This window comes from Desulfacinum infernum DSM 9756 (assembly GCF_900129305.1).
GTDB lineage: Bacteria > Desulfobacterota > Syntrophobacteria > Syntrophobacterales > DSM-9756 > Desulfacinum > Desulfacinum infernum.
Map to the genome: position 1 here is coordinate 15,194 of NZ_FQVB01000009.1, position 22,884 is coordinate 38,077.

General features: G+C 62.3%; 20 protein-coding genes and 1 pseudogene. 14 read left to right on the top strand and 7 right to left on the bottom strand.

Annotated features, from left to right (window positions below; translation table 11 throughout):
- Positions 1-38 precede the first annotated feature (38 nt).
- The 9 genes from phnE (at position 39) to BUB04_RS05390 (ending at position 7,373) form a co-directional block, all read left to right on the top strand.
- On the top strand, positions 39-1,148 hold the full coding sequence (phnE, locus tag BUB04_RS05350; protein ID WP_084076216.1) for a phosphonate ABC transporter, permease protein PhnE: 1,110 nt from the start codon (positions 39-41) through the stop codon (positions 1,146-1,148).
- A gap of 11 nt (positions 1,149-1,159) precedes the next feature.
- Positions 1,160-2,170 (top strand): sugar phosphate isomerase/epimerase family protein, encoded by a 1,011-nt coding sequence (locus tag BUB04_RS05355; RefSeq protein ID WP_073037693.1) that lies wholly within the window; start codon positions 1,160-1,162, stop codon positions 2,168-2,170.
- Positions 2,125-2,580 (top strand): phosphonate C-P lyase system protein PhnG, encoded by a 456-nt coding sequence (gene phnG / locus BUB04_RS05360; RefSeq protein WP_073037695.1) that lies wholly within the window; start codon positions 2,125-2,127, stop codon positions 2,578-2,580. Before BUB04_RS05355 ends, phnG begins: the two co-directional genes overlap by 46 nt.
- A 3-nt stretch (positions 2,581-2,583) precedes the next feature.
- A complete protein-coding gene (gene phnH, locus BUB04_RS05365; RefSeq protein ID WP_073037696.1) occupies positions 2,584-3,189 on the top strand; it encodes a phosphonate C-P lyase system protein PhnH in 606 nt (201 codons plus the stop codon).
- A gap of 2 nt (positions 3,190-3,191) precedes the next feature.
- Complete coding sequence (locus tag BUB04_RS05370) at positions 3,192-4,325, top strand: carbon-phosphorus lyase complex subunit (protein WP_073037698.1); 1,134 nt, start codon at positions 3,192-3,194, stop codon at positions 4,323-4,325.
- 1 nt (position 4,326) lies between these two features.
- Positions 4,327-5,259 carry an alpha-D-ribose 1-methylphosphonate 5-phosphate C-P-lyase PhnJ gene (locus tag BUB04_RS05375; protein ID WP_084076217.1) on the top strand — a complete coding sequence of 311 codons (933 nt, stop codon included), beginning with the start codon at positions 4,327-4,329 and terminating at the stop codon, positions 5,257-5,259.
- A gap of 45 nt (positions 5,260-5,304) precedes the next feature.
- On the top strand, positions 5,305-6,117 hold the full coding sequence (gene phnK / locus BUB04_RS05380) for a phosphonate C-P lyase system protein PhnK (protein ID WP_073037700.1): 813 nt from the start codon (positions 5,305-5,307) through the stop codon (positions 6,115-6,117).
- 73 nt (positions 6,118-6,190) lie between these two features.
- Positions 6,191-7,024, top strand: coding sequence for a phosphonate C-P lyase system protein PhnL (gene phnL, locus BUB04_RS05385; RefSeq protein WP_073037702.1), 834 nt, complete (start codon positions 6,191-6,193; stop codon positions 7,022-7,024).
- Between the two features lie 40 nt (positions 7,025-7,064).
- A complete protein-coding gene (locus tag BUB04_RS05390; RefSeq protein ID WP_178371912.1) occupies positions 7,065-7,373 on the top strand; it encodes a TraR/DksA family transcriptional regulator in 309 nt (102 codons plus the stop codon).
- Here the strand turns inward: BUB04_RS05390 and BUB04_RS05395 are convergent.
- The 4 genes and pseudogenes from BUB04_RS05395 to BUB04_RS05405 all read right to left on the bottom strand — a co-directional run.
- Complete coding sequence (locus BUB04_RS05395) at positions 7,363-7,920, bottom strand: LbetaH domain-containing protein (protein WP_281246578.1); 558 nt, start codon at positions 7,918-7,920, stop codon at positions 7,363-7,365. The genes BUB04_RS05390 and BUB04_RS05395 overlap by 11 nt on opposite strands.
- Positions 7,921-7,973: 53 nt before the next feature.
- Complete coding sequence (locus BUB04_RS05400; protein ID WP_073037872.1) at positions 7,974-9,281, bottom strand: PhoH family protein; 1,308 nt, start codon at positions 9,279-9,281, stop codon at positions 7,974-7,976.
- A gap of 103 nt (positions 9,282-9,384) precedes the next feature.
- Positions 9,385-9,525 carry a hypothetical protein gene (locus tag BUB04_RS19255; RefSeq protein ID WP_178371913.1) on the bottom strand — a complete coding sequence of 47 codons (141 nt, stop codon included), beginning with the start codon at positions 9,523-9,525 and terminating at the stop codon, positions 9,385-9,387.
- A gap of 246 nt (positions 9,526-9,771) precedes the next feature.
- Positions 9,772-10,188, bottom strand: a pseudogene (locus BUB04_RS05405) (alkaline phosphatase family protein); the annotation flags it as partial.
- A 333-nt stretch (positions 10,189-10,521) separates the two neighbouring features.
- Between BUB04_RS05405 and BUB04_RS05410 the strand changes: the two are divergent.
- The 3 genes from BUB04_RS05410 (at position 10,522) to BUB04_RS05420 (ending at position 14,551) form a co-directional block, all read left to right on the top strand.
- The gene (locus BUB04_RS05410) at positions 10,522-11,661 is read left to right on the top strand and encodes a metal-dependent phosphohydrolase (RefSeq protein WP_073037709.1); all 1,140 of its coding nucleotides are present in this window, start codon (positions 10,522-10,524) and stop codon (positions 11,659-11,661) included.
- A 71-nt stretch (positions 11,662-11,732) separates the two neighbouring features.
- Positions 11,733-13,238, top strand: coding sequence for an alkaline phosphatase (locus BUB04_RS05415; RefSeq protein ID WP_218588373.1), 1,506 nt, complete (start codon positions 11,733-11,735; stop codon positions 13,236-13,238).
- Between the two features lie 86 nt (positions 13,239-13,324).
- Positions 13,325-14,551, top strand: coding sequence for a YibE/F family protein (locus BUB04_RS05420; protein ID WP_073037712.1), 1,227 nt, complete (start codon positions 13,325-13,327; stop codon positions 14,549-14,551).
- Here BUB04_RS05420 and BUB04_RS05425 read toward each other — a convergent pair.
- Together BUB04_RS05425 and BUB04_RS05430 are read right to left on the bottom strand one after the other, a co-directional pair.
- Complete coding sequence (locus BUB04_RS05425) at positions 14,519-16,351, bottom strand: bifunctional lysophospholipid acyltransferase family protein/GNAT family N-acetyltransferase (RefSeq protein ID WP_073037714.1); 1,833 nt, start codon at positions 16,349-16,351, stop codon at positions 14,519-14,521. The two genes, BUB04_RS05420 and BUB04_RS05425, sit on opposite strands and share 33 nt — an antisense overlap.
- A 25-nt stretch (positions 16,352-16,376) precedes the next feature.
- Positions 16,377-18,848 (bottom strand): glycosyltransferase, encoded by a 2,472-nt coding sequence (locus tag BUB04_RS05430; protein ID WP_073037716.1) that lies wholly within the window; start codon positions 18,846-18,848, stop codon positions 16,377-16,379.
- Positions 18,849-19,078: 230 nt separating this feature from the next.
- Here BUB04_RS05430 and BUB04_RS05435 point away from each other — a divergent pair, with 230 nt between their 5' ends.
- The gene (locus BUB04_RS05435) at positions 19,079-20,149 is read left to right on the top strand and encodes a coiled-coil domain-containing protein (protein WP_073037717.1); all 1,071 of its coding nucleotides are present in this window, start codon (positions 19,079-19,081) and stop codon (positions 20,147-20,149) included.
- A gap of 213 nt (positions 20,150-20,362) precedes the next feature.
- Here the strand turns inward: BUB04_RS05435 and BUB04_RS05440 are convergent, their stop codons facing one another.
- Positions 20,363-21,013: a DnaJ domain-containing protein gene (locus BUB04_RS05440; RefSeq protein WP_178371914.1), complete on the bottom strand. Its 651-nt coding sequence runs from the start codon at positions 21,011-21,013 to the stop codon at positions 20,363-20,365.
- Positions 21,014-21,152: 139 nt separating this feature from the next.
- On the opposite strand from BUB04_RS05440, the gene BUB04_RS05445 reads away from it, so the two are divergent.
- Entirely contained in the window at positions 21,153-22,682 is a 1,530-nt protein-coding gene (locus tag BUB04_RS05445) for a YifB family Mg chelatase-like AAA ATPase (protein WP_073037721.1), read from the top strand.
- Positions 22,683-22,884 lie beyond the last annotated feature (202 nt).

Here is a 22,884-nt window from a genome sequence, read left to right on the forward strand (position 1 = left end):
GGACTCCCGCGACGATGGAATCCACAGGAATTGATCACATGAATCTGAGCGATACGCAAGCCGCCTTGTCCCGCCCCACCCCGTGGCCGGCCTGGAATTCCCTGAAAAAGGCAATGGTCGCGGTGACGGTTCTGGCCGTGCTGGCCGTCACCTATGTGTGGACGGGAATCAATCCCGTGAAGCTCTGGGAAAGAAGGGAAAACGCCTGGGCCTATCTCTTCGGGCGCCGTCTGAGCCAGGAGGAACTCCGGGATGCCCGACGGCAAGCGGAACGCATGCCGCTCATCGTGCTCACCCAGGAAATCCTACAAGGCATCAAGGAGGATGCCCGGCAGCGAGGCGTTGCGGAGGACCCGGCGGCCATGTATCGGCGCGCCCAGGAGCTGGCTCAGGAGCGCCTGGAATCCATGTCGGCTGATCGCCGGGAAACGCTGGTTCACGAAGAGTTTGCGCGGATCGTGGATGAAAGGCGCGGCGGGTTTTTCCCGCCGGAGACGGGAAGAGGCCCCTTGATGTCCTACACCAAGGCGCTTCTGGAAACGGTGGCCATGGCCGTCTGGGGAAGCCTGCTGGCCATCGTCTGGGCCTTACCGTTTTCCTTCCTGGCTGCGCGAAACAGCCTGGAGGTGCTCTTTCCCGGGGACGGCGCCTTGTTTCGCTGGGCCCGCGGGTCGTGCCAGTTCGTGACTCGGCGGCTGCTCGACTTCTGCCGCGGTTTCAACGAATTCGTCATGGCCCTCGTTTTTGTGGCCGTCATCGGCTTGGGGCCTTTCGCGGGCGTGATGGCTTTGGCCATTCACACCTTCGGTATTCTGGGAAAGGTCTTCAGTGAGGCCATCGAAGCGGTGGAGCCCGGTCAGGTGGAGGCCGTGGCCGCCAGCGGAGCCGGGTCGCTTCAGGTGCTTTCCTTTGCGGTGCTTCCCCAGGTGATGCCCTTGGTGGTCAGCTACAGCCTGTTGCGGTTCGAATCCAACGTGCGGAGCGCATCCATTCTGGGATTCTGCGGTGCGGGAGGCATCGGCTTTCTCATGTTCGACAAGCTCAACGGCTACCAGTATCGGGAAGTGGCCACCATGATGCTTCTCGTGATCGTCAGCGTGACCATCATCGACTATCTGTGCGGCGCCTTGCGTAGGCGTTTCATTTGAGGAGACATGTCGTGATCATTGGGTCCAAAATCGACGAGGTGCGGGTGGATGGAAATCCGGCGAAATTTGCCGACGACCTGAAGCGGCTGCGCGAGGCCCGCATGAAAGCCGTGGAGCTGCCGCCCCACGGGCTGGACGCCATTCGCGCCGGGCGACTGGATGTGAGAAAGGTGGAGGAAACGGCACTGATCCTCAATGACGCTGGAATGGATCCGGCTTCGGGAATCTCCCTGAGCGTTCATGCGCCCAATCCCATTAATCTCATGGATCCGACGGAGTCCATGCTCCATGCGGACGTATTGAGGGCCAGTCTGGAATTTGCCGACCGTCTGGGGGCGACGTGCGTGGTGGTCCATGCGGGCCGCTACATCCCGGAAGAAACCTTCGCCATCGGCTATGAGAGGCCGTCCCGGGAAGCGTGCTGCCGCCTGCTGGAACAGGAAAGGGAGTGGCTCCTGGACGTGGCCCTGGAATTTCCCGATCAGGTTTTGTGCGTGGAGAACGCTCGTCCCTACCGTCATCACAGCCCCTATTGTTACGGAGAGGATTTGGAGGCCCTGGGGGCCCAGGTCCGTGCGGTGGGTCTTTCCAACGTTCGCGTAACGTTGGATGTGGGCCATGCGCACATGGCGGCGCACTACTACGGTACGGACCTCCTGGAGGGGATCCGCTCCGTGCGGGACCTGATCGCACACGTACACGTGCACGACAATTTCGGCGGCGCCGTGGGCCACCACGAAAAGCAACAAACCCATCAGATTCCCTTCGGGCGAGGCGACAACCACATGCCGGTGGGCTGGGGAAGCGTTCCACTGGAGGCCGTGCTGCGGGAACTGCTCCCCGCCTATCGGGGGCTGTTCATCATGGAGTTGAGAAGTCGCTATTGGCATCACCTGGAAGAATCCGCCGTGAATCTGAAGGCCTTGATCGACCGGGTTGCCGGCGCATCGGTTGGATCCTGCCGGGAGGAGGACGAATGGATCAATCAGGCGCATCCAGTGAAAAGCGCTGTTGGTGGATGAGCGTACTGGCGGAATCAAACCCTGCCGACCTGGAGGCGTTGTGGGATCGGTACGGTGAGAAGCCGGACTATCAGGTGGTTCTTGGGCCTGAAATCGGGCTCCTGCTGGTGCAGGGAAGAGTCGGCGGCAGGGGACGGCGATTCCATGTGGGTGAAGTTACGGTTACGCGCTGCAACGTGCGGATATCCGGAGGTGCCGTGGGGACCGCCATGGTCCTGGGATGCCGACCCCGCCAGGCGGAGATCGCCGCCGTGTTGGATGCCGCGCTGCAGGACGACCGCCGAAGGCCGGACCTCCTGGAATCCGTCGTGCGGCCCCTGGAGCGCCGCCTGAAGGAGGCCCGACGCAGGGAAGCCGTCCGGGTGGCGGCCACGCAAGTCGATTTTTCCACCATGGTTCGAGGAGAATAGAGCATGGGGTTTCATCATGCGGTGCCGTGCGGCGCCCCGTCGGGTTTTTCAGATCCGGTGCTGGACAGTCAGAGGGTTTTCCGGGCTCTTTTGGCCGCCATGTCCTATCCGGGACGCATCCTGAGGCTCACGCCTCCCGCGCACGTTCCCGAAGGCCTGTGCGAAGCGTCCTGGAGTGTGCTGCTGACCCTGGCGGATCACGCTGTCTCCTTGTGGACGGACCTCCCGGAAGGGGCGCCCGCTCGGGAAAGCATCCGCGCCCACTGCGGGAGTCCAGCAACGGAGCGGCCGGTGGATGCGGATCTGGCCCTTATCACGCGGCCCATGGAGGCCGGGGCTGCCTATGATTTCCGGTTGGGCACCGAAAAACGTCCGGAGCTCGGCGCCACATTGGTGATTCAGACGGATACGCTGAGTGCCGGCGAAGGCTTCGCCCTTTCGGGGCCGGGAATCCGCAAGGAAGCCTTCTTGAAGGTGACAGGAGTCCCGGAATCCTTTTGGCTATGGCGCCGGAGTCTTGAGAATCGATACCCGCTTGGAGTGGATCTGATTCTCACCTGCGGGACGTCCCTGGCGGCGATTCCGCGCACCACCCGTATGGGAGAGTGACCATGTACGTTGCGGCCAAAGGCGGTGAAAAAGCGATTGGCAATGCCCATCGTTTCCTGGCGGAAAGGCGCCGGGGGGACATCCGGTTGCCGGAAGTGAGTGTGGAGCAGATTCGGGAGCAGCTGGGCCTGGCCGTGGACCGGGTCATGGCGGAGGGATCGCTCTACGATCGGGATCTGGCTGCTTTGGCCGTGAAGCAGGCTCAGGGGGATCTGGTGGAGGCGGCCTTCCTGCTCCGTGCCTACCGGACCACTCTTCCCCGTTTCAGTCCGTGTCCGGTGCTGGACACGGGGCGCATGCGTCCTCTTCGGCGCATATCGGCCGCCTACAAGGATCTGCCCGGCGGACAGGTCCTGGGTCCCACCTACGACTATTCCCATCGGCTGCTGGATTTTTCGCTGATGGAGGCACAGGCCGCCGCCAATGTGGTCTATCTGGTGGACAAGGTGGGCACGCTTCCATCCAGGATGCCGCGGCTGACGGAAATCCTGGACTCCGACGGCCTGGTGGAGACTCCGGAGCCGGAGCGGGACGATGAGGCTGCGGTTCCCGATATCACCCGAGAGCCCTTGGAGTTTCCCGCGTCCCGGAGTGCCAGATTGCAGGCCCTGGCGCGGGGCGACGAGGGGTTTTTGCTGGGATTGGCCTATTCGGCTCAGCGGGGGTTCGGATTCCAGGGGCATCCCTTCGTGGGGGAAATCCGCATGGGATACGTGCCGCTGGAAGTGGAGTTTCCCGATGAGAGCCTGAAGGTTCGGATCGGTTGGATCCTGGTGACCGAATGCGTCATGCTGAGCCGGGCGGTGGAAGCGGGGGCCTGCGAGTGCGGTTTCGTCCAGGGCTACGGCCTGGTCTTCGGTGCCAATGAGCGAAAGGCCATGGCCGTGGCTCTGGTGGACCGGGCCTTGCGGTCCCGGGAACTGGGCGAGGAGGTGCGCTATCCGGCCCAAGACGAGGAGTACGTGCTCCGACATTGCGACAATGTGGAATCGTCGGGCTTCGTCCAGCACCTGAAACTGCCCCATTACGTGGATTTTCAGGCGGAACTGGTCCACGTGCGCCGGGTCGGAAAAGAATCCGAGGGCGGGATCGATGAGGGATCATCGTTGGCCGGATCCGGGCAGGAGGGGAGATGACATGACCACGACGCCCGGTTTTCCCGTGCCGAATCGCCCCGAGGAAGGGGGGAGTGGCCCTCGGAGGGTCTGGAAAGGACTTCCCGGGTACAACGTGGCCTTCCTGGACGAAGTGACCAAGCGCATGATCCGCAGGACGATCCTGAAGGCCGTCGCCATTCCCGGACATCAGATTCCCTTCGCGAGCCGCGAGATGCCCCTTCCCTACGGATGGGGGACGGGCGGCATCCAGATCACGGCGTCCCTTCTCGGGCCGGACGACGTGCTCAAGGTGATCGACCAGGGGGCGGACGACACCACCAATGCGGTGAGCATCCGGAACTTCTTCCGAAAGACGGCGGGCGTCGCAACTACTACCCGGACGGAAGACGCCACGGTCATCCAGACGAGGCATCGGATTCCAGAACGGCCCCTCCGGGAGGACCAGATTCTGGTCTACCAGGTGCCCATTCCGGAGCCGCTTCGGTTCATCGAGCCCCGGGAGGAAGAATGCCGTCTGGTGCATGCCTGGGCGGATTACGGGATCATGTACGTGAAGCTCTACGAGGACGTGTCCCGCACGGGTCGTATCGCCACCACGTTCGACTATCCGGTACTGGTCAACGGGCGGTACGTGATGAGCCCGTCGCCCATTCCCAAGTTCGACACTCCCAAGATGCATCGGATGCCGGCCGTGCAGCTTTTCGGGGCCGGAAGGGAAAAGAGAATCTACGCGATACCGCCCTATACCGACGTGAAGCCGCTGGATTTCGAGGATGTCCCCTTTGAAATCGAAAAGTGGTCTCAGTGTTGCGCCTTGTGCGGAGCGACCGACCACTACCTGGATGAAATCGTGACGGATGATGCGGGCGGACGCCTGTTCGTATGTTCCGATACGGACGCCTGCGCCCGGAGGAGGGCGGAAGCGGCCCGCGGTTCATCCGGGAATCGGTGAACGTGAGCTCCCAAGCCAAGGAAAAGAACTCCTGAAGGGGATCCCATGACGTCTGCATACCAAAGAACCTCCGATGTCCAACCGGAAGAGACGGAACCCGTGCTTCGTGCGGTGCGCCTGAGTCACTTTTACGGCAAGCGGGTCGGCTGCGCCGATGTGAGCCTGGATCTGGGACCCGGCGAGGTGTTGGGAATCGTGGGGGAATCGGGTTCGGGCAAGAGTACCCTCCTGAGATGCCTTTCCGGCTGGCAGAAACCTTCTCGCGGGCGGGTTCTGATCCGCCGAGAAGGGGAGGTGATGGACCTGTACGCCCTGGAAGAGTCCGTTCGCCGAAGGCTTCTGCGGACGGAAATCGGCGTCGTCTTCCAGCGGGCGGAGGAAGGGGTGCGCATGCGAGTGAGCGCGGGAGGAAACATCGGCGAACGGCTCATGGCCGAAGGCGTTCGCCATTACGGTCGTCTGCGGGAAGGCGCTCGCCGGTGGATGGAGCGGGTGGAATTGGACCCGGAGCGTCTGGACGACCTCCCTTCCACCTACTCGGGAGGGATGCTGCAGCGGCTTCAGATCGCCAAGAACCTGGTCACGGAACCCCGCCTTCTCTTCCTGGACGAGCCCACCACCGGCTTGGATGTTTCGGTGCAGGCCCGCCTCCTGGACCTCTTGAGGCGTTTGGTGCGCGAAATGAACCTTTCCGTGGTCATGGTGACCCACGACCTGGCGGTGGCGCGCGTGTTGGCCCACCGGCTCTTGGTCATGGTGGGGGGACGAGTGGTGGAAGAGGGACTCATGGACCGGGTGTTGGACGATCCCCAGCATCCTTACACCCAACTGCTGGTCTCGTCACGCCTGGTGGCCTGAGGTCGGAGTCGTCGGGGCGCCGAGCGGCAAGAGTCCAATCAAGTGGGGGGCAAGGCAAAGAGGAGTCCAGGATATGGAAGAAACCGGTTGGGTGCTTCGGCTGGAAGCGGTGGCCAAATCCTTCACCCTGCACACCCAGGGCGGCGCTAGCCTTACCGTGTTCCGCAACCTCACCTTTGAAGTCCGCCGGGGGGAAAGCGTGGCGCTCACCGGCCCTTCGGGGATCGGGAAGAGTTCCATCTTGCGCATGATCTACGGCAACTACGCGGCGGACCGGGGCCGCATCCTGGTTCGAAACCGCGGTGCCGTGGTGGATGTCACCAAGGCCTCTGCGGCGTCTGTCCTTTGGCTGCGGCGCTGGACGTTGGGTTACGTGAGCCAGTTTCTGCGGGTGATTCCCAGAGTGCCCGCGCTGCAGATTGTCATGGAGCCGCTTCTGGAGCGAGGAGTGGATGCGGGTCGGGCTCGGGAGCGGGCGGAAGCCGTGCTGCATCGTCTCCAAATTCCGGAACGACTGTGGAGTCTGTCGCCCACCACCTTTTCCGGCGGGGAGCAGCAGCGGGTCAACATCGCCCGGGTATGGGCCGGGGATTACCCCGTTCTTCTTCTGGATGAACCCACGGCTTCCCTGGATCCGGGCAATCGCGAGATCGTCGTGGAACTGATCGGCCAAGCTCGCGAAAGCGGCACCGCCCTTTTGGGCGTGTACCACGATCCCGAGCTGAGGGGCCGGATTGCCGAGAGGACGGTGGACGTGGGCGCATTCGCAACATCGGCAACCAGCGAAGAAGGAGGAGAGACGGATGGATCCTTTCACACGGAAGCGATTCCGGACAAGACTCTTGACCATGCAGGCGGCTCTTGTTCGCTCCCTGGAGGCGGTCCAGGAAACGCTTGGGTCCCGTGAAGAACATCGCGGGCCCATGGACATGGCGGACGAGGCGGAAATGGAACATCAACGCGAAACGCTCTGGAATCTTGGGTACCGGTATCGCCAATTTTATCGGGAGGTGACCATGGCCTTGAATCGCCTGGCAAAGGACGAGTTCGGTTATTGCGAGGATTGCGGGGATCCCATCGCGGAGGCGCGGCTGGAAGTGCAACCCACGGCGCGCCTTTGCATCGACTGTCAACGGGAGTTGGAAAGACGCACTTCCCTTTCGAGGCAAGGGGGGCGGAAAAGATCCTCGGATGGCGCCGCGCCCGAGCGGATGTGGGATGTGGACTGGCGCCATCCGGAATGCGTCAACGCCTGAGGGCGTCCGATTCCAGCCAGTTCAGCACCTTGTGTTTGACGGCATCGCGGATGGTGCGGATGTAAGCCATGGGAAAAGCCTCCTTCCAGGGGACTCCGGCCACGATCGTAAAAAGCGCCACATCCCGGGTGACCACGGCCCCGGCTCCCACCACCGATCCGGTTCCTATTTGCACACCCGGCAGAATCACGGCGCCGTGGCCCACCCACACGTCATGGTCCAGTTGAACGGAATGGGTGCGGCGCCACTGGAAAAAATCCTCGTCGTCGGGTGCCATCCGGTACAGGCTGCTCCGATAGGTAAAGTGGTGTAAGGCCGCCCGCCACAAGGGGTGGTTGCCGGGGTTGATGCGGCAGGCGGCCGCTATGGTGCAGAACTTTCCGATCCGCGCATGGTCGATTTGGCAATCTTCCATCACGTAGCTGTAATCGCCGAGGACCGTGTCCTCCAGGCGGCTACGCGGGCCCACTTCGGTCCATGCCCCCAGCCGGCACCTTCGGATCACGGCACGGGGATGCACGGAAGGCTTCTCATGAAGACGTTTCAAGGCGGTTTCCATGGATTTTCAGCTTCTTGCTTCTCTTTCCTTCCGGCAATTCCTCAGAGGGCGAGGGCGCCCATCTCCGCGACGCGGGAGCGCTCGCCCTTTCTCAAGGTGATATGGCCCGCCAGGCGCTCCATTTTCAGCCGCTCCACGAGATAGGTGAGGCCGTTGCTGCCGGCGTCCAGATAGGGGTGGTCGATCTGGTCTGGATCCCCCGTGAAGACGATCTTGGTTCCCTTTCCCACCCGCGTGATGAGGGTTTTCACCATGCTCGGGGTCAGGTTCTGGGCTTCGTCGCAAAGGATGAATTGGTTGGGTATGCTCCGGCCCCGGATGTAGGTGAACGTCTCCATTTGAAGCACGCCCCGCTGCAGCAGATGATCAATGGGTTCCGAAGGGTCATCGGCGTCCTGGAAAAGCAATTCCAGGTTGTCGTGGATGGGCTGCATCCAGGGCCGAAGTTTTTCTTCCCGGCTTCCCGGAAGATATCCCAGGTCGTTGCCGACCGGCACCACGGGTCGGGTGACGAGCAGGCGATGATAGGCGTGCTGCTCCACCACCTTTTCCAATCCGGCAGCCAAAGCCAGCAGCGTCTTGCCCGTACCGGCTCTGCCCACCAAGGTCACCACCCGAACCGCGTCGTCCAGAAGCAGTTCCATGGCCAGTTTTTGCTCCTTGTTCCTGGCGGAAAGACCCCAAATGGTGGTCCCGGCGAACCGGAGCGGTGTGAGCGTGCCGTCGCGGTGGCGGGCCAGGGCCGACTGGGAAGGGTTGACCTGATTTTTGAGTACGGCGAATTCGTTGGGATGCAGGTTCACGCCTTCCGGAACGGGCAGTGCCTGCTCCCGGAAAAAGGAGTTGATCTCCGAGCCCGATACGGAAAGGGTGCGGAAACCATCGTAAAGCTCGCTGTAGTTCACCTTGTCACTGTCATAGTCCTGGGTGGTGATGCCCAAAACGTCCGCCTTGATCCTCAGGTTCAGATCTTTCGTGACCAGCACGACCCGGGAGGATTCCTGCCCGGCAAGCGACTGGGCCAGGGCGAGGATGCGGTTGTCGTACTTGTGGGGCGCCAGAACCGCGGGCAAGGAGGAGATGTCGAGGTGATTGAGCTCGATGCGCAGGGAGCCGCCGTTGGGCAAGGGCACTCCCCGGGAAAGGGGGCCCCGGGAACGGAGCTCGTCGAGACGGCGGGATGCCAGCCGGGCGTTCCGGCCCACCTCGTCCTGGCGTTTCTTCTGATCGTCGATCTCTTCGATGACCGCCAGGGGAATGACGAGCCGGGCGTTGGGGAAGGAAAAGAGGGCATCGGGATCGTGAAGGAGAACATTGGTGTCGAGGACGTAGATCGATTGGTCGCTCATGGGGGCCACTACCCTCCGGATCCCTTGACTCGGGCCACCGGTGCCTGAGTTCCTTTGGCGCGGAAACCACGCTCGATTTTCATGGGCTTGCTCAGGGATCGATTCATCGACGTGCCCCCAGCCGGTTGAGCAGGTCGATGATCAGATCCGTCTTGGGGTGGCGTTCGGGAATGAGTTTGATCCGGGCGACGGTCATGACGGCGAGAAGGAGGCACACGCCAACCAAAAGCAACCCCTCTTTCATGAAACTCCCCCGCAGGGCCTTTTGGGTTCAGAAGTCCTAAATGGCGGGTGAAAGCCCGCCTCCGCAAGAACTCATCGACCGCTCGGGGCGGGATTTAGCCCCGCCCGTCAAGCAAGCGACGGCGGAAAGGTTGGACGAAAGACGTTCGGCTTGAGCTCGGCGAAAGCTTCGCTCTTTCGGATGGCGGTTTTGCGACGGTCCTGTGGCAATCGTGTGAAAACGAGTAAGGTTGGTTATCTCGATCGCTTACATGGTCGTCCATAAAGCTTGGGCCGGCTCGGATTTGCCCACCGCAAGGATTTGTTCCAGCGGTCGACCTTCCCATGGAAGGTGCTCATGGGCCACTTCCATGAGCCGGCAGATGGTGGGAGCCGTATCCAAAATCGACACCGGCCCCTCAATCGGGTAGGCCTTGCGGCTGGATGGTCCACTGCAGATCCACGGGATGGTCAGCACTTCGGGATGGGGAGTCGTGTGGTCGTGGTCTCTGCCGCCGTGGTCGCTCTGGACAATGAGGTTGTAGCGCTGATCCAGGCCCGATTCCGAAAGGGTGCGCCATAGATAGCCCACCGCGGCATCCGCCTGTTCCAGTTGTTTCAGGTAAGCCGGGGACATGAAGCCGTACCGGTGGGCGATCAGGTCCGTCGTTCCCAAGTAGACGAAACAGAAATCGGAAGGAAGCGTGAAAAGGGTCTTTCTCGCGCCGCAGGAGCATTATACGCGATCGCTTCTGGCCGCGGTGCCCACCTTGCGCGGCCGGGAGCTTTTGGCTGTCTGAAAGGACTTGTCCTATGCGCGGTCGGGCTTCGCACAAGCCGTCCCCACTTTTCACCTTCTTTTGACCTTCATGACACATTTCCGTAACCGGCACACGATACCCAAGGACAACCACTCAAAAGGACTCGGGCTCCCGTCTTTGCTGTCCGAGGGAGTTCAAAGACTGGCAGCGGGCGGAGGCCCGCCCATCCAGGTTCTCATGATTGCGGAGGTAGGGATATGAACGACGGCGTGCTCATGGAACGACGGAAGTTTCTCCAACTGGGTCTCATGGCGGGAGGAATGGCGGTACTGCATGCGGCACTGCCCAGGGTCTCGTCGGCGCAAATCAGGACGGTCACCCTGGAAGAATGCCTGAATCTCAGCCCGCTGGACATGGCCCAACGATCGGAAATGGTCCTGCAATCGTGGAACACGCTTCGACAGGCTGTTTCGGAAATCCGAGACGCCTCTCTTCGACAGGCTGTTTTCGAAATTCTGGACAATCCGGCTCCCACTTTTATCGAACCACTGAGCTCGGAAAAGGACCGCAAAGAGGTCTACCGGCGGCTGCAGGCGGAAGGGGCGGTGGATGAGATCCCCTTCGACCAGTTTCTTCCTCCCGTGGACGATCCCCGTCAATCCCCATGGCCCTTCCTGGCGGCGCCGGGAAGCGGCTACCAGAGCCATCATGCCTACCCGGGCGGGCTCGTTACCCACACGGCGCTCAACACCATGGTGTCTCTCAGCCTCTATGAACACTACAAGACGGTCTACGATTTTCAGCTGGACCGGGATGTGGTGATCGCTTCCCAGGTGCTCCACGATCTGCACAAACCATGGGTTTTTCAATGGCAGGAAGACGGCCGATCCCGCGCGGAGCGAAAACTGGCCGGCACCGGCGAACACCACCCGTACAGCGTTGCCGAAAGCCTCCATCGCGGCCTTCCTGCCGAGGTGTGTGTGGCCCAGGCCTGTGCGCACAACCACCCGGGCTTTCCAAAAGATGAAGAAGGGCCGGTGCGCTGGCTCAAAGCCGCTGCAGCCCTCACCGGGAAGGATCCCGTGAGGGCGGACCTGCTGGATTCAGACGGCAAAACGCTGCCCCTGCCGCGGCGGATGGAAAACTTCGTCTGCCACCTGGGAGACCACGACTGGGTGCTGACCGTGCCGGCCGCCAAGTGGGTGATTGAAGAAATGAAGGGAATCGCCGTGAAAGACTACGGCCTGTCGGAGGCGGACCTCAAGGGGCGTCGGTTCCATCAGCTGAGAAATTATGTCTTTTCCCAGGCGTCCATCATGACGCTTTACCACGTGCTGAGCACGCGCGGTTCCGATGCGCTTTCCCACACGGTGCGGTCCATCGTGATTCCCGCTTGAAAAGGTCCGAGAGGCGGTTGCATTTGGGCGGATTTCCAGGGATAGATCAGAAAAGACCAAGGAGGAGCAAGATGCGGTCGGAAATGGCAAAATCAAGGAAAGTCTTCAGGGCGATGGTCCTTCTGGGGCTCGTAGCCCTGTCGGCCCTGCAGCCCCATGGCGGGCTGTGGGCGGCGGAAGGCTACTCCCAAACGGCCAAGTACATTTTCTACTTCATCGGAGACGGTATGGGCATTCCGCAGCGTGCCGCCGCATCGGCTTATGCCGGAAAGCCCCTCACCGTGGACACATTTCCGGCCCAGGGGGTGACCACCACCGCTGCTGCCGACCGCTTCATCACAGATTCGGCGGCGGCGGGCACCGCCATGGCGTCGGGAACCAAGACCAAGATCGGCTTCGTGGGTCTGGACCCCGACCTGAGGCCTGTCAAGACCGTAGCCGAGATGGCCAAAGAGCAGGGAAAGAAGGTGGGCATCGTTTCCAGCGTGAGCATCGATCATGCCACGCCGGCGGCCTTCTATGCCCACGTTCCATCCCGGAGCATGTACCATGAAATCGGCATGGCCTTGGTGAAAAGCGGTTTCGATTTCTTCGGTGGCGGCGGTTTCAAGGATCCCGAGGGCAAGAAGTCCAAGGCGCCGCAGGGCAACGTGCGGGAGGCAGCCCGTGCGGCCGGCTACACCCTGGTGGACAACAGGCGGGACTTCATGGCCCTGAAGGCTTCTCCAGGGCTCAAGGTGATCGCCGTCAACCCCTGGCTCCAGGACAGTGCCGCCCTGCCCTACGAAATCGACCGAAGGCCCGAAGACATCTCGCTGGCCGAATTCACCGCAAAGGCCGTGGAACTTCTCGATAACCCGCAGGGGTTTTTCCTCATGGTGGAAGGCGGCAAGATCGACTGGGCCTGCCATGCCAACGATGCCGTGGCCGCCATCCAGGACACACTGGCGTTCGACGAGGCCGTGCGGGTGGCTTTGCGCTTCTACGAAAAACATCCCCGGGAGACGCTCATCGTGGTGACGGGGGATCATGAATGCGGCGGACTCACCTTGGGCTTTGCCGGAACCAAGTACGAGACGGAATTCAACATGCTGAAGCACCAGAAGGTGTCCTTCCAGAAATTCAGCGACCAGGTGTTGAAGGAGTTCCGGAAGCAATGCGGCGACCGCTGCGATTTTGAGAAGATCAAGCCCGTTATCACCGCCCATTTCGGATTGAAGTTCACCGGGGATCCCCAAACGGACCCGCTTATGGTCAAACCCTACCAGGAAGCCATGCTTCGGGAGGCCTTTGAACGGTCCATGGCGGCCGAGCGGGTCAAGTCGGACGATCCCCAAACCTACCTTCTCTACGGGGATTACGACTCGCTCACCGTGACCATCACCCACGTGCTCGACAACAACGCAGGACTTGCCTGGACGTCGTTCAAGCACACGGGGGCGCCCGTCACCACGTCGGCCCTCGGGGTGGGGGCGGAGCTCTTCAACGGCTATTATGACAACACGGATTTGGCCAAAAAGATCATGTCCGTCATGGGCCTGGCGCCCAAGGTGGTCCAGATGGCCGACGCGGCCTGATCTTTTCCTCGCGCCATGTGCACCGCAAGGCAGCGGAGACGGCCGGGGCCGTCTCCGCGCGTCTTTCTTCGGAAAAAGGAGCTTCTATGGGCGGCCCTTGGAGACGTCGGCTGGCGGGCTTTTGCGCCATCGTCTGCCTCACGGCGGCTTGTTTTTTCTTTCCGTCGTCCTACGGCGATCGCGTGGACGACCGGGCCGTTCGCTGCACCGGCCGGGTCGTTGCCGTGGATGATTCACAGGTTTACCAGTTCGGATTGATTCGAAAGGGATCCCAGCTGCTTTCGCTCCGGATCGAAGACGGCCCCTTCGAAGGCAGGCGGGTGGAAGCCGGGAACCAGCTGCTGGGGCGAATGGACATCGACAAGGTCTTTCGGCCCGGCGACCGAGCTTTGGTGGTCTTGTCTCTGAATCCCAAAGGGGAGATCGTCTTTGCCGCCGCCCAGGACCATTGGCGCATCGGATGGGAAGTCGGCCTGCTGGGTCTCTTTTGTCTTTTGCTCCTATTGTTTGCCGGCTGGACGGGGGCCAAGGCCGTCGGGTCCTTTCTCTTTTCGGCCGTCTTCATCTGGAGGGTCCTGATCCCCGCCTTCCTGGAAGGTTGGGACCCCGTGCCCGTGGCCCTGGCCGGTACGTCGCTCCTTACCGGAGTGATCATCTTCATGGTCGCGGGATTCACCTGGCGCGGCTTGACGGCCTTTCTGGGAGCCATGCTGGGGGTGATCACCAGCTGCGCCCTCGCCATGGTCTTCGTGCCGCTTTTTCACACCAACGGGGCGGTGCTTCCCTTTTCGGAAACCATGCTGTATGCGGGATACGCCCATTTGAGTCTGCCGCGTCTTTTCACGGCGGCCATTTTCGTGGCGGCCTCCGGGGCCCTCATGGACCTGGCCATGGATGTGGCCGCGGCCATGGAGGAGGTGGCGCGCGCCCGGCCGGACTATTCCTTCTCCCGGCTTCTGTCCAGCGGGCTTCAGGTGGGCCGGGCCGTGGTGGGCACCATGACCACCACGCTGCTGCTGGCCTACTCCGGCGGTTACATGACGCTGCTGATGGCCTTCATGGCCCAGGGAGTGCCGGTGCTCAACCTCATGAACCACGTGTATGTGGCTTCGGAAATCCTGAAGACCCTGGTGGGAAGCTTCGGTCTGGTGACCGTGGCGCCCTTCACGGCCGTTGCCGGCGCGTTCATCTACGGGCGGGTAAGGCTTTCCAGCACTCCGGCTCCGCGGCGCTCGGGGGCTGGAAATGCGGTGATCGAGAGCCGTGCCTCGACGGTCTCATCAGGCGGCTTCAAGGGTTCGGTGATTTCCTGAGTGGAAGGCCAGGTAGGACTGCGCCGCTTCTCTTCCCATGGTTTTCTCCAGAAGTTTGGGATCCATCCGGGTGAGATCCACCAAGACCAGGGCGTCCAGCGCGTTGGAAAAGCGCGGGTCCTCGTTGAAACCCAGCACCGTTGCGCCAACCTTCAGGTAGTGCCTCAGCAGGACCGGCAGGGATCGTTTCCGGTTTTCCAGGTCGGCCACCAGTTCCGAGAAAAGGTCGACGTTCCTCAGTCCGCGGCACAGGAGGCCGGTGTCCCAGGGCGGCGAAGGGTGGAGGCGCGGCGGCCTCCGGGGCCGAACCCAGCGCCCCAGTTCCCTGGAGAAATAGTGGGCCTGGAGCACCGAACGGATCAGGTGGCGGGAGAGGACGTGATAGTCGTCGCTGATGCTCACCGGGCCGATGAGGTTCGTGTAGATGCGCCGTCGGGCCACATACCGGCCGATCCCTTTCCATAAGAGCCACAAGGGTGCGTAGGCCTTTTGGTATTCCGGGCGCACGAAGGATCGGCCCAGTTCGAGACTTGCCGGCAAAAGGCGGCGAATGCCCCGCCCGTACCTGAAAAGCGTATGGGTGTAGAGGCCCGAAACCCCGAACTGGTTGAGGATCTGATCGGCCCTTCCGATCCGGTACGCCCCCACCACTTCCCGGTTGATCTCGTGCCAGACGAAGAGGTGTAGATAATAGAGATCGAAGCGGTCCAGATCCATGGATCTGCCGGTCCCCTCCCCCTCATTCCGGAAGGCGATTTCCCGCAAGCGCCCGATTTCCCTCAACACGTGGGGGATCCGCTCGGCGGCGGTGCAGTAGACCCTGTAAGGACCGGACTGGAGAAGGCAATCTGCATCGGGCAAGCGCCGCACGTCCCGCTCAAGGAGCTCCACCGGCGGGGCGGGAGCCACGGGAGATCCCGGGGGGCGAGGCGGCGAAAGAGCGACATGGGTGCCGAAAGACTTTCGGGTGCGCGGGGGCCCGCCGGGGTGTCCGCCCAAGCCCAGTGCATAGGTTCGGGCTCGGAGGTACTCCGCCGCATGGCGCGCCTCTGCGGGTGGAGGGGGATCCCGAAACGCCACGGGTTTTCCCACGGTCACGCACACCGTCGTCCCGTTCTTGTTCAGCAACTCCCGGGGCAACAAGAGGGTGCGGAGGCCCGGGTGGACAAGCCCCAGAAGCTGAAACAGCAGACTGTTTCGCCCTTCGAAGTGGACCGGAACCACGGGGCATCGGCTCCGGAAGGCCAGGCGGGCCACGGCTGGCTTCCACGGGGGGTCCATGATGCGCCTTCGCCGCACATGCATGTGGGAAACGGTGCCCGCGGGAAAAACCACCAGGGCGCCTCCGGATTCCAGCCATTTCAGGCATCGACGAAGCGGCCGGACGTTTCTTTCGGCGGATCCCTTCCGTCCGAAAGGATCCACTCCGATCACCAGCTGCCGCACTTCCGGGATTCTTTCCAAAAGCCAATTGGCCAAGATTTTCACGTCGGGGCGGATGCCGAGCAGGATGCGGGCCAGGATGAGCCCTTCCAGGCCCCCGAAAGGATGGTTGGCCGCCACGATCACCGCCCCCTCACGGGGAACGGCGTCCATCATTCCGCGCATGCGGACCCGAACCTGGAGGGCCCGGAGGGAACCGTCCAGGAATCCTTCCAGATCTGCGGTGGTTGCCACGGACCGATAAACTTCTTGCAGTTGATCCAAAGCGGCGATTTTCCCAAGCGGCTTGAACAGCCGGAGGCGGCGCACCGGGTCGGTGCCGCCTTGCACAAAAAGCCATGGCCCTTTCTCCTTCATGGCGAGGCTCCTTTCCGTTCTCTTCTCACACGGCTTTGCGCAGAGGGGTCTCGTCGTCTCCGTCTTCGCGAAAGGCTCCCTCGTAGAGCCGCCACGTGGCCAGGAAGGCCTCCCTGAAAGACCGTTTTTCCATGAGGGTACGGGCTTTCCTCCCCATTTCACGGCGCGTTTCAGGACGGCTGCTCATCCATGCCAGGGCCTGCAGCAGACTGTCTTCGTCCCCGGCCCGGAAGATGAGGCCGGTTGTCCCATCGATCACGTTTTCCCGGGGACCGCCCTGGTCGCTCACCACAGCGGGAAGGGCCGAGGCCTGGGCTTCCAGAACCGCGTTGCCGAAGGTGTCCGTGGTGCTGGGAAAAACGAAAAAGTCGCAGGATGCGTAGGCCTCGGAGAGGTCCTTGCCGGAGAGATAACCGGTGAAGACAGCGGGGGTTCCCCGAAGGGCCCGTTCCATTTGCTCACGGTAGGGGCCGTCGCCCACCACCACCAGGGCCGTTTCCGGGTGCATGGCGAGAAGCCGCCTGTAGGCACGGCACAAGATATCCAGGTCCTTTTCCTTGGACACGCGGCCCACGTAGAGGGCCGCCGTCTTCCCGTCCAATCCGTGCTCCAGGCGAAAACGCTCCGAGGCATTGTGAGGATGGAATTGTTCCGTGTCCACTCCGCGGGGATAGGTCCGGATCTTTTCCCGGGGAAGGCCGTGGCGCATGAGCTCGCGACCGGTGGCGACGGAGGGCACATAGATGTAATCCATTTGATTATAGTACCAGATCATGTAGTGCCAGGTGGCCGCCTCCAGGCCTTCATCGCCGGTCAGGCGCTTCACGTACTGGGGAAACGCCGTGTGGTAGGTGGCCGCGATGGGAAGGGAAAGAATGCGGGCCGCGGCCAGGGCGGCCAGGCCCATGGGTCCCGGGGTGGCGGAATGGATCTGCGTGAAGCCCCTCTCGTAGCAGGCGGCCAGAATGGGAAGGAAAGGCGGGATGTTGAGGGACAATTCCGGATATTCGGGCAGTTGATACCTGCCCACGGGCCGGAAGTTCACCACTCCTTCGGGCAGCTCCAGGTCCGTCTCCTCCGCCGTGAAGAGCGTCAGACGATGCCCCAAGTCCCGGGCTGTGTGGAGCTGCTGGAGGAGCGTTTTGGCCACCCCGTTCACGTCCCGCACCGTGTCCGTAAAGTGGACCACGGAGAAGCTCCCCGCGGACGGTTCGACACCCCTGGGAAGATGGTGACGTCGGGAAATCTCCAATGCCAGGACCTTGTCCTTGGTGAAGTGCGAATAGGCCACGAAGTAAGGGGCCAGCAAGCTGTAGAGAGCCCCGGCTGAACCCAGGCTGCCGAAGGTGTCGAACAGATTGGCGCCCCGCAGGTGCCGGCCGGCTCGATCCACCAGGTGAACCAGGAGGGAGTCGGCCACTTGGCCCACGAATTGGTGCCAGATCTTCTCCGCCTTGGAAGCGGAAGGGCTCCGGGGGGCATGGACCACGGCCGTGAATCGCGCGTCTTTGGACACCAGGCACTGGGAGGTTCTCCAGAAGGCCTTTACGGGGGGAAGCTCTTCTTCCGGGGTGGAGCTCCCCCATCGACGGCGCGCGGCCCGGGCCAGGTCGTAGACTCTCGAGGGCCAGGACGCCGATGTTTCTTCCCGGTTCACGTCCAGGACCTTTTCCAGAAACCGGAACAGCACGTCCTTGTGCATGTGACGGTCCAGGCGGAACCTTTCGCGATAATACTGGTAAGCGATGGCATAGAGATTGTGGGCCATGGCGAGGGGCGTGGCCGGGGTGCCCCCGGTCTGTGCGTGCCCGGCGGCGACCCCTGCCAGGAAGGAGCGCACGTCCCGCGCCTGGGACACCCGGGTCCAGGCGCGGGCGATGTTAAGGGAGCTGTGGTCGTCCGAACCGGCGATCACCACTTTCTTCTCGGGCTCGGTGCCCATGGGAAGGATCCTGTGCGTTTCCGCCAGCCGAAAGAGGTGAGCCCTTTCGAGCCGTTTGAGGACCGCGCCCAGGACCTGGTTTTGGAAGTCGTTTCGGGCGCCGTTGAGCTCGAAGACCTGGAAAAGCAGGAGCATCTTTTCGAAGTGCTCCACGGTGAGCTTGTCGTTGATGCCGTAGAGGGGATGGGCCACGGCGTGGAGGATGTTTTGCTCGTTCAGGAAGGAAACCAGCTCATGGATGTTTTCCCTTACTTTCTGGATGTCCCGGTGCTGGTCCTCCGAAATGTCGTAGGCCAGCACATGCACCTTGCACCCGTCTTTGGGAAAATAGGTGGTGATTTCCTCACTGATGAATACATCGGGCAGATGGGCGATCTCCAGGGCGCCCCGGATGGTGTTGTGGTCCGTCAACGTGACCAGGTCCATGCCGTGTGCCTTTGCGATGCGATACACCTCGGCCGGCTCGGTGAAGCTTTCCGGACAGCCGATCTTTTGCAGGATCCACTGGGACGGCCGGGTGGAAAATCGGGAATGGACATGCAGGTCTGCTTTCATCTGTCTCCCTCGCTTGCCTGGGTTTCTGGACTCAAGGGATTGTGAGGGCGGCGTGTTGCCGTTTCGTCTCGCTTCGGTGACGATTTGGTGGTCGAAAGGATCGGCTTTTTGGGCTATCAATCAACGATTATGTGGTGTCTATCCGGGACGGATGTCCGAGCTGCGCGCGGCTCATTTCCGCCGACGTTCAATGGCGGTTCCCTTTCACATCAACCCGCAAGGAGAGATACATGACGGTACAAGGGGACCTTCCCAAGATCACTTCGGCCAACACGAAGAAGGAGATGCTGGAGGCTTACAACAAGCTGAAAAAGATCCTGGAGGAACGGTCCAGGGAGGCCCTGAAGCCCAAGGAGGAGAAGGAAAAGCGGGAAAAGCAGGAAGTGGTGGCCGCCGCCGATTCCCTTCCCACGGAAAAGGTTTTGGAAGCCATCAACCAGCTCAAGATGGAAACCGTGGCGGCGCTCAACGCCGTTTCCACCCGCCTGGAAGAAGAGACGGCCCGCTATGCCAAGATCCGCAGGGCCATTGAAGTCAAGGAGAAGGAACTGGAGGAGATCTTCGGCATCGAACGCGAGGCTCACAGTCTGGCGGCCCTTCTGGAGGCTCAACGGGAAAAGAAGGCCCAGTTTGAACAGGAGATGGCGGCCCGAAGGGAAGAACTGGAACAGGAAATACGCACGAAGCGGGCCGAATGGGAAAAGCAAAAAAGGGACATGGCCGAACACCTGAAGGAGCTTCAGCGCGAGGAGGAAAAGAAGCGCATCCGGGAGCGCGAAGAATATGAATACAACCTGAAAAGGGAGCGGGAACAGAAGGTGAACGCCCTCCAGGACGAGCTGGCCCGGCTGCAGAAGGAGATCGAAGAAAGAAAGTCGGCATTCGAGCAGGAAACGGCGGCCGTGAAAAAGGCGCTGGAGGACCGAGAGGCCCAGGTCGCCGAGCGCGAAAAGCGCGTGGACGACCTGGAGGCCAAGGTGGCCGGCTTCCCCCAGGAACTGGAAAAAGAGGTGAAGAAGGCGGTCCGGGAAGCTGCGGAGCGAATCCAGGCGGAAGCGGCGGCCCGGGAAGCCCTGCTGAAAAAGAGCTTCGAAGGAGAAAAGAACGTTCTGTCGGCCAGGATCGCTTCCCTGGAATCCCTGGTGGAAGCACAAAAGGCTCAGATCGAAAAACTGACCCAGCAGGTGGAAGCCGCCTACGGGAAGGTCCAGGACATCGCCGTGCGCGCCGTGGGAGCCGCGGGGCGTTCCCAGGTTTCCATGCCCGCCGCGGTGAACGTCCGAAAGGACGAGGATCTCTAGCGAGCGGGGCGTCCGGCCACCTGTCCTGGAATCGTCCTTTCCCCGGCGCAGTCGCGGGGCCTCCATTCCTCGGGAACAACCGCGGACGAAGGATGGAATCAATCTGTCGGTTCAGCTGCCGTCTTGTGGAGTGGCGGGGTGGATCCCCGCCCGCGGATCCCACCTTACGGATCCCGGATCCCGAACCCCAAATCACGGTTTACGGATCACGGATCACGGATCGCGGAATTCGATCAGATGGCAGACGATGACCAGATCTCCCGGGCGGGTCCGGGGATGGGGCTGATCGCCCACGCCGGGAATGCGGATGCGGCTCTGGTGGGTGCAGCCCGGGGGGATGGTGACGGTGAGGGACTGTTCTTCCACGATTTCGCCCGTCCCGCGGCAGCGGGCACAGGGTCCCTCGCCGAGCTTTCGGGAATTTCCGTTACTCCGACAGTCCGGGCAGTAGCGGACCCGCTCGAAGCGGATCTCTTCTTCCGATCCCCACAGGAGGGTCTCCAGGGTCACTTCCAGGTCGAAGCGCAGGTCCACCTTCCTTTCCGGATACGCTCCCTGGGGGTGGATGCCCAGAATGTCGTGGAGCACCTCCGAGACCGCGTCGCACACGTCCTCGGTCCATCGGAACGTATAGCCGTTGTCGGGGCGGGAGATGCCGCGCCGGCGATCGTAAAGCTTTCGTTTTTCGGGATCGGACAGGATTTCGTAGGCGCGGCGGATGCGCCGGAAGGTCTCGGCCACGTCGCTGCAGCCGGGATTGCGGTCGGGATGCCAACGCAGGGCCAGACGGCGGAAGGCCCCCTTGATTTCTTCTTGACTGGCAGTCCTGGAGACGCCAAGGATATCGTAATAACAAGCGATCATGGTTTCGATGGATCCCGCCTTCCCCAGGGGGGCTTCCCATGGACCGCCCCGGTGATCGTTTGGTCGCTTCCGGAAGATTGGGATTCTAAAAGAGATCTCCCGCACAAGACAAGCTTCTTTCTCAACAGGACCCGCACCCATGGTGGCCAAGACCTACACCTTCGGTGTCGTCGGCATCGAGGCCTTCCTGGTGGAAGTGGAAGTCCACATCGCCTCGGGGCTTCCGGCGTTCACCGTGGTGGGGCTTCCCGACAGCATCGTCCGGGAGAGCAAGGAGCGGGTGAAGAGCGCCCTTCACAACTGTGGGTATCCCTTCCCCATGGACCGCATCACGGTAAATCTGGCTCCGGCCCATCTCAAAAAGGAAGGCGCCGGATTCGATCTGCCGGTGGCGGTGGGACTCCTGGCCGCATCGGGCCTGCTGGACCTGGACCCTGATCGCCTGCCCATCCTGGTGGGGGAACTCTCCCTGGACGGTCGGATCAAGGCCGTGGCCGGCTGCCTTCCCATGGCCATGGGAGCCAGGGCTTTGGGCTGCCGGGAGATGATCGTGCCGAGGGAAAACGCCGCCGAAGCGGCGGTGGTGGAGGGGGTGACGATCTACGCGGCGGACCATCTGGCCCGGGTGGTGGAACATCTGGGCGGACATCGGACGTTGGACCCCTACGAAAAGGTCGAAGCAGGGCTCCTTCGGGATCCCCCGCCGGAATCGCTCGATCTCCGGGACATCAAGGGTCAGGAACACGCCAAGCGCGCCCTGGAAGTGGCGGCGGCCGGAAACCACAACATCCTGCTGGTGGGCCCGCCGGGGTCGGGAAAGAGCATGCTGGCCCAGAGGCTCCCGTCCATCCTGCCGCCGCTCAGCCTGGAAGAATCCCTGGAGACGTCCCAGATTTACAGTGTGGCGGGACTTCTCAACGACCGTCCGCTGGTGACCGCGCGCCCCTTTCGGCATCCCCACCACACCATCTCCGACGCGGGCCTCATCGGAGGCGGGCACGTGCCGCGCCCGGGCGAGGTGAGTCTGGCGCACAACGGAGTGCTCTTCCTGGACGAATTTCCCGAATTCCGCCGCAACATCTTGGACCTGCTGCGCCAGCCCATGGAAGACGGCCGGGTGACCATCGCCCGCGCCGGCATCACCCTCACCTACCCGGCCCGCTTCATGCTCGCCGCCGCCATGAACCCCTGTCCATGCGGCTATGCCGGAGAACCCCGCCGACCCTGCTGTTGTTCGTCCGTCCAGATCCAGCGCTACCGGAGCCGCATCTCGGGGCCCATCCTGGACCGCATCGACCTGCACGTGGAAGTGCCCGCGGTGGACGTGGAGGACTTGCGGAACGGATCGCGCGGGGAGCCGTCCCGGGCGGTACGGGAGCGGGTATGCGCTGCCCGAAGCCTCCAGCAGGAGCGGTTTGCAGGCACGGGGATCCACGCCAACGCCTTCATGGGTCCCCGGGAGTTGGAGCGGTTCTGCCGACTGGATCTGCGGGGCGAGCGGCTTCTGGAGGATGCCCTTCGTCGGCTGCATCTGAGCGCACGGGCCTACCATCGGATCCTCAAGGTGGCGCGCACCATCGCGGACCTGGAGCAATGCCCCTCCATCGCCTCCCATCACCTCCTGGAAGCCATCCAGTACCGTTCCCTGGACCGGGATCTGTTTGCGTGAGTCGTGAGTCGTGAGTCGTGAGTCGTGAGTCGTGAGTCGTGAGTCGTGAGTCGTGAGTCGTGGAGGGGGCGGGGCTCCGACTGTTTCCCTCCCTTAATCCTTCAATCCTCTAATCCTTCAATCCTCTTTTGCTCCTTTTCCTTCGCGCCTCGTTCCGGTAGGATGACTCCTTCCCGGCCGAAAGGGGTGCCCTGGCCGGGAA

Bases quoted from the DNA above. Each gene is read 5' to 3' on its own strand.
- BUB04_RS05370 (WP_073037698.1), top strand. From the start codon at position 3,192: ATGTACGTTGCGGCCAAAGGCGGTGAAAAAGCGATTGGCAATGCCCAT.
- BUB04_RS05390 (WP_178371912.1), top strand. From the start codon at position 7,065: ATGGAACATCAACGCGAAACGCTCTGGAATCTTGGGTACCGGTATCGC.
- BUB04_RS19255 (WP_178371913.1), bottom strand. From the start codon at position 9,525: ATGAAAGAGGGGTTGCTTTTGGTTGGCGTGTGCCTCCTTCTCGCCGTC.
- BUB04_RS05375 (WP_084076217.1), top strand. From the start codon at position 4,327: ATGACCACGACGCCCGGTTTTCCCGTGCCGAATCGCCCCGAGGAAGGG.
- phnL (WP_073037702.1), top strand. From the start codon at position 6,191: ATGGAAGAAACCGGTTGGGTGCTTCGGCTGGAAGCGGTGGCCAAATCC.
- BUB04_RS05445 (WP_073037721.1), top strand. From the start codon at position 21,153: ATGGTGGCCAAGACCTACACCTTCGGTGTCGTCGGCATCGAGGCCTTC.
- BUB04_RS05420 (WP_073037712.1), top strand. From the start codon at position 13,325: ATGGGCGGCCCTTGGAGACGTCGGCTGGCGGGCTTTTGCGCCATCGTC.
- BUB04_RS05440 (WP_178371914.1), bottom strand. From the start codon at position 21,013: ATGATCGCTTGTTATTACGATATCCTTGGCGTCTCCAGGACTGCCAGT.
- phnG (WP_073037695.1), top strand. From the start codon at position 2,125: ATGGATCAATCAGGCGCATCCAGTGAAAAGCGCTGTTGGTGGATGAGC.
- phnE (WP_084076216.1), top strand. From the start codon at position 39: ATGAATCTGAGCGATACGCAAGCCGCCTTGTCCCGCCCCACCCCGTGG.
- phnH (WP_073037696.1), top strand. From the start codon at position 2,584: ATGGGGTTTCATCATGCGGTGCCGTGCGGCGCCCCGTCGGGTTTTTCA.
- BUB04_RS05415 (WP_218588373.1), top strand. From the start codon at position 11,733: ATGCGGTCGGAAATGGCAAAATCAAGGAAAGTCTTCAGGGCGATGGTC.
- BUB04_RS05425 (WP_073037714.1), bottom strand. From the start codon at position 16,351: ATGAAGGAGAAAGGGCCATGGCTTTTTGTGCAAGGCGGCACCGACCCG.
- BUB04_RS05410 (WP_073037709.1), top strand. From the start codon at position 10,522: ATGAACGACGGCGTGCTCATGGAACGACGGAAGTTTCTCCAACTGGGT.
- BUB04_RS05435 (WP_073037717.1), top strand. From the start codon at position 19,079: ATGACGGTACAAGGGGACCTTCCCAAGATCACTTCGGCCAACACGAAG.
- BUB04_RS05400 (WP_073037872.1), bottom strand. From the start codon at position 9,281: ATGAGCGACCAATCGATCTACGTCCTCGACACCAATGTTCTCCTTCAC.
- phnK (WP_073037700.1), top strand. From the start codon at position 5,305: ATGACGTCTGCATACCAAAGAACCTCCGATGTCCAACCGGAAGAGACG.
- BUB04_RS05430 (WP_073037716.1), bottom strand. From the start codon at position 18,848: ATGAAAGCAGACCTGCATGTCCATTCCCGATTTTCCACCCGGCCGTCC.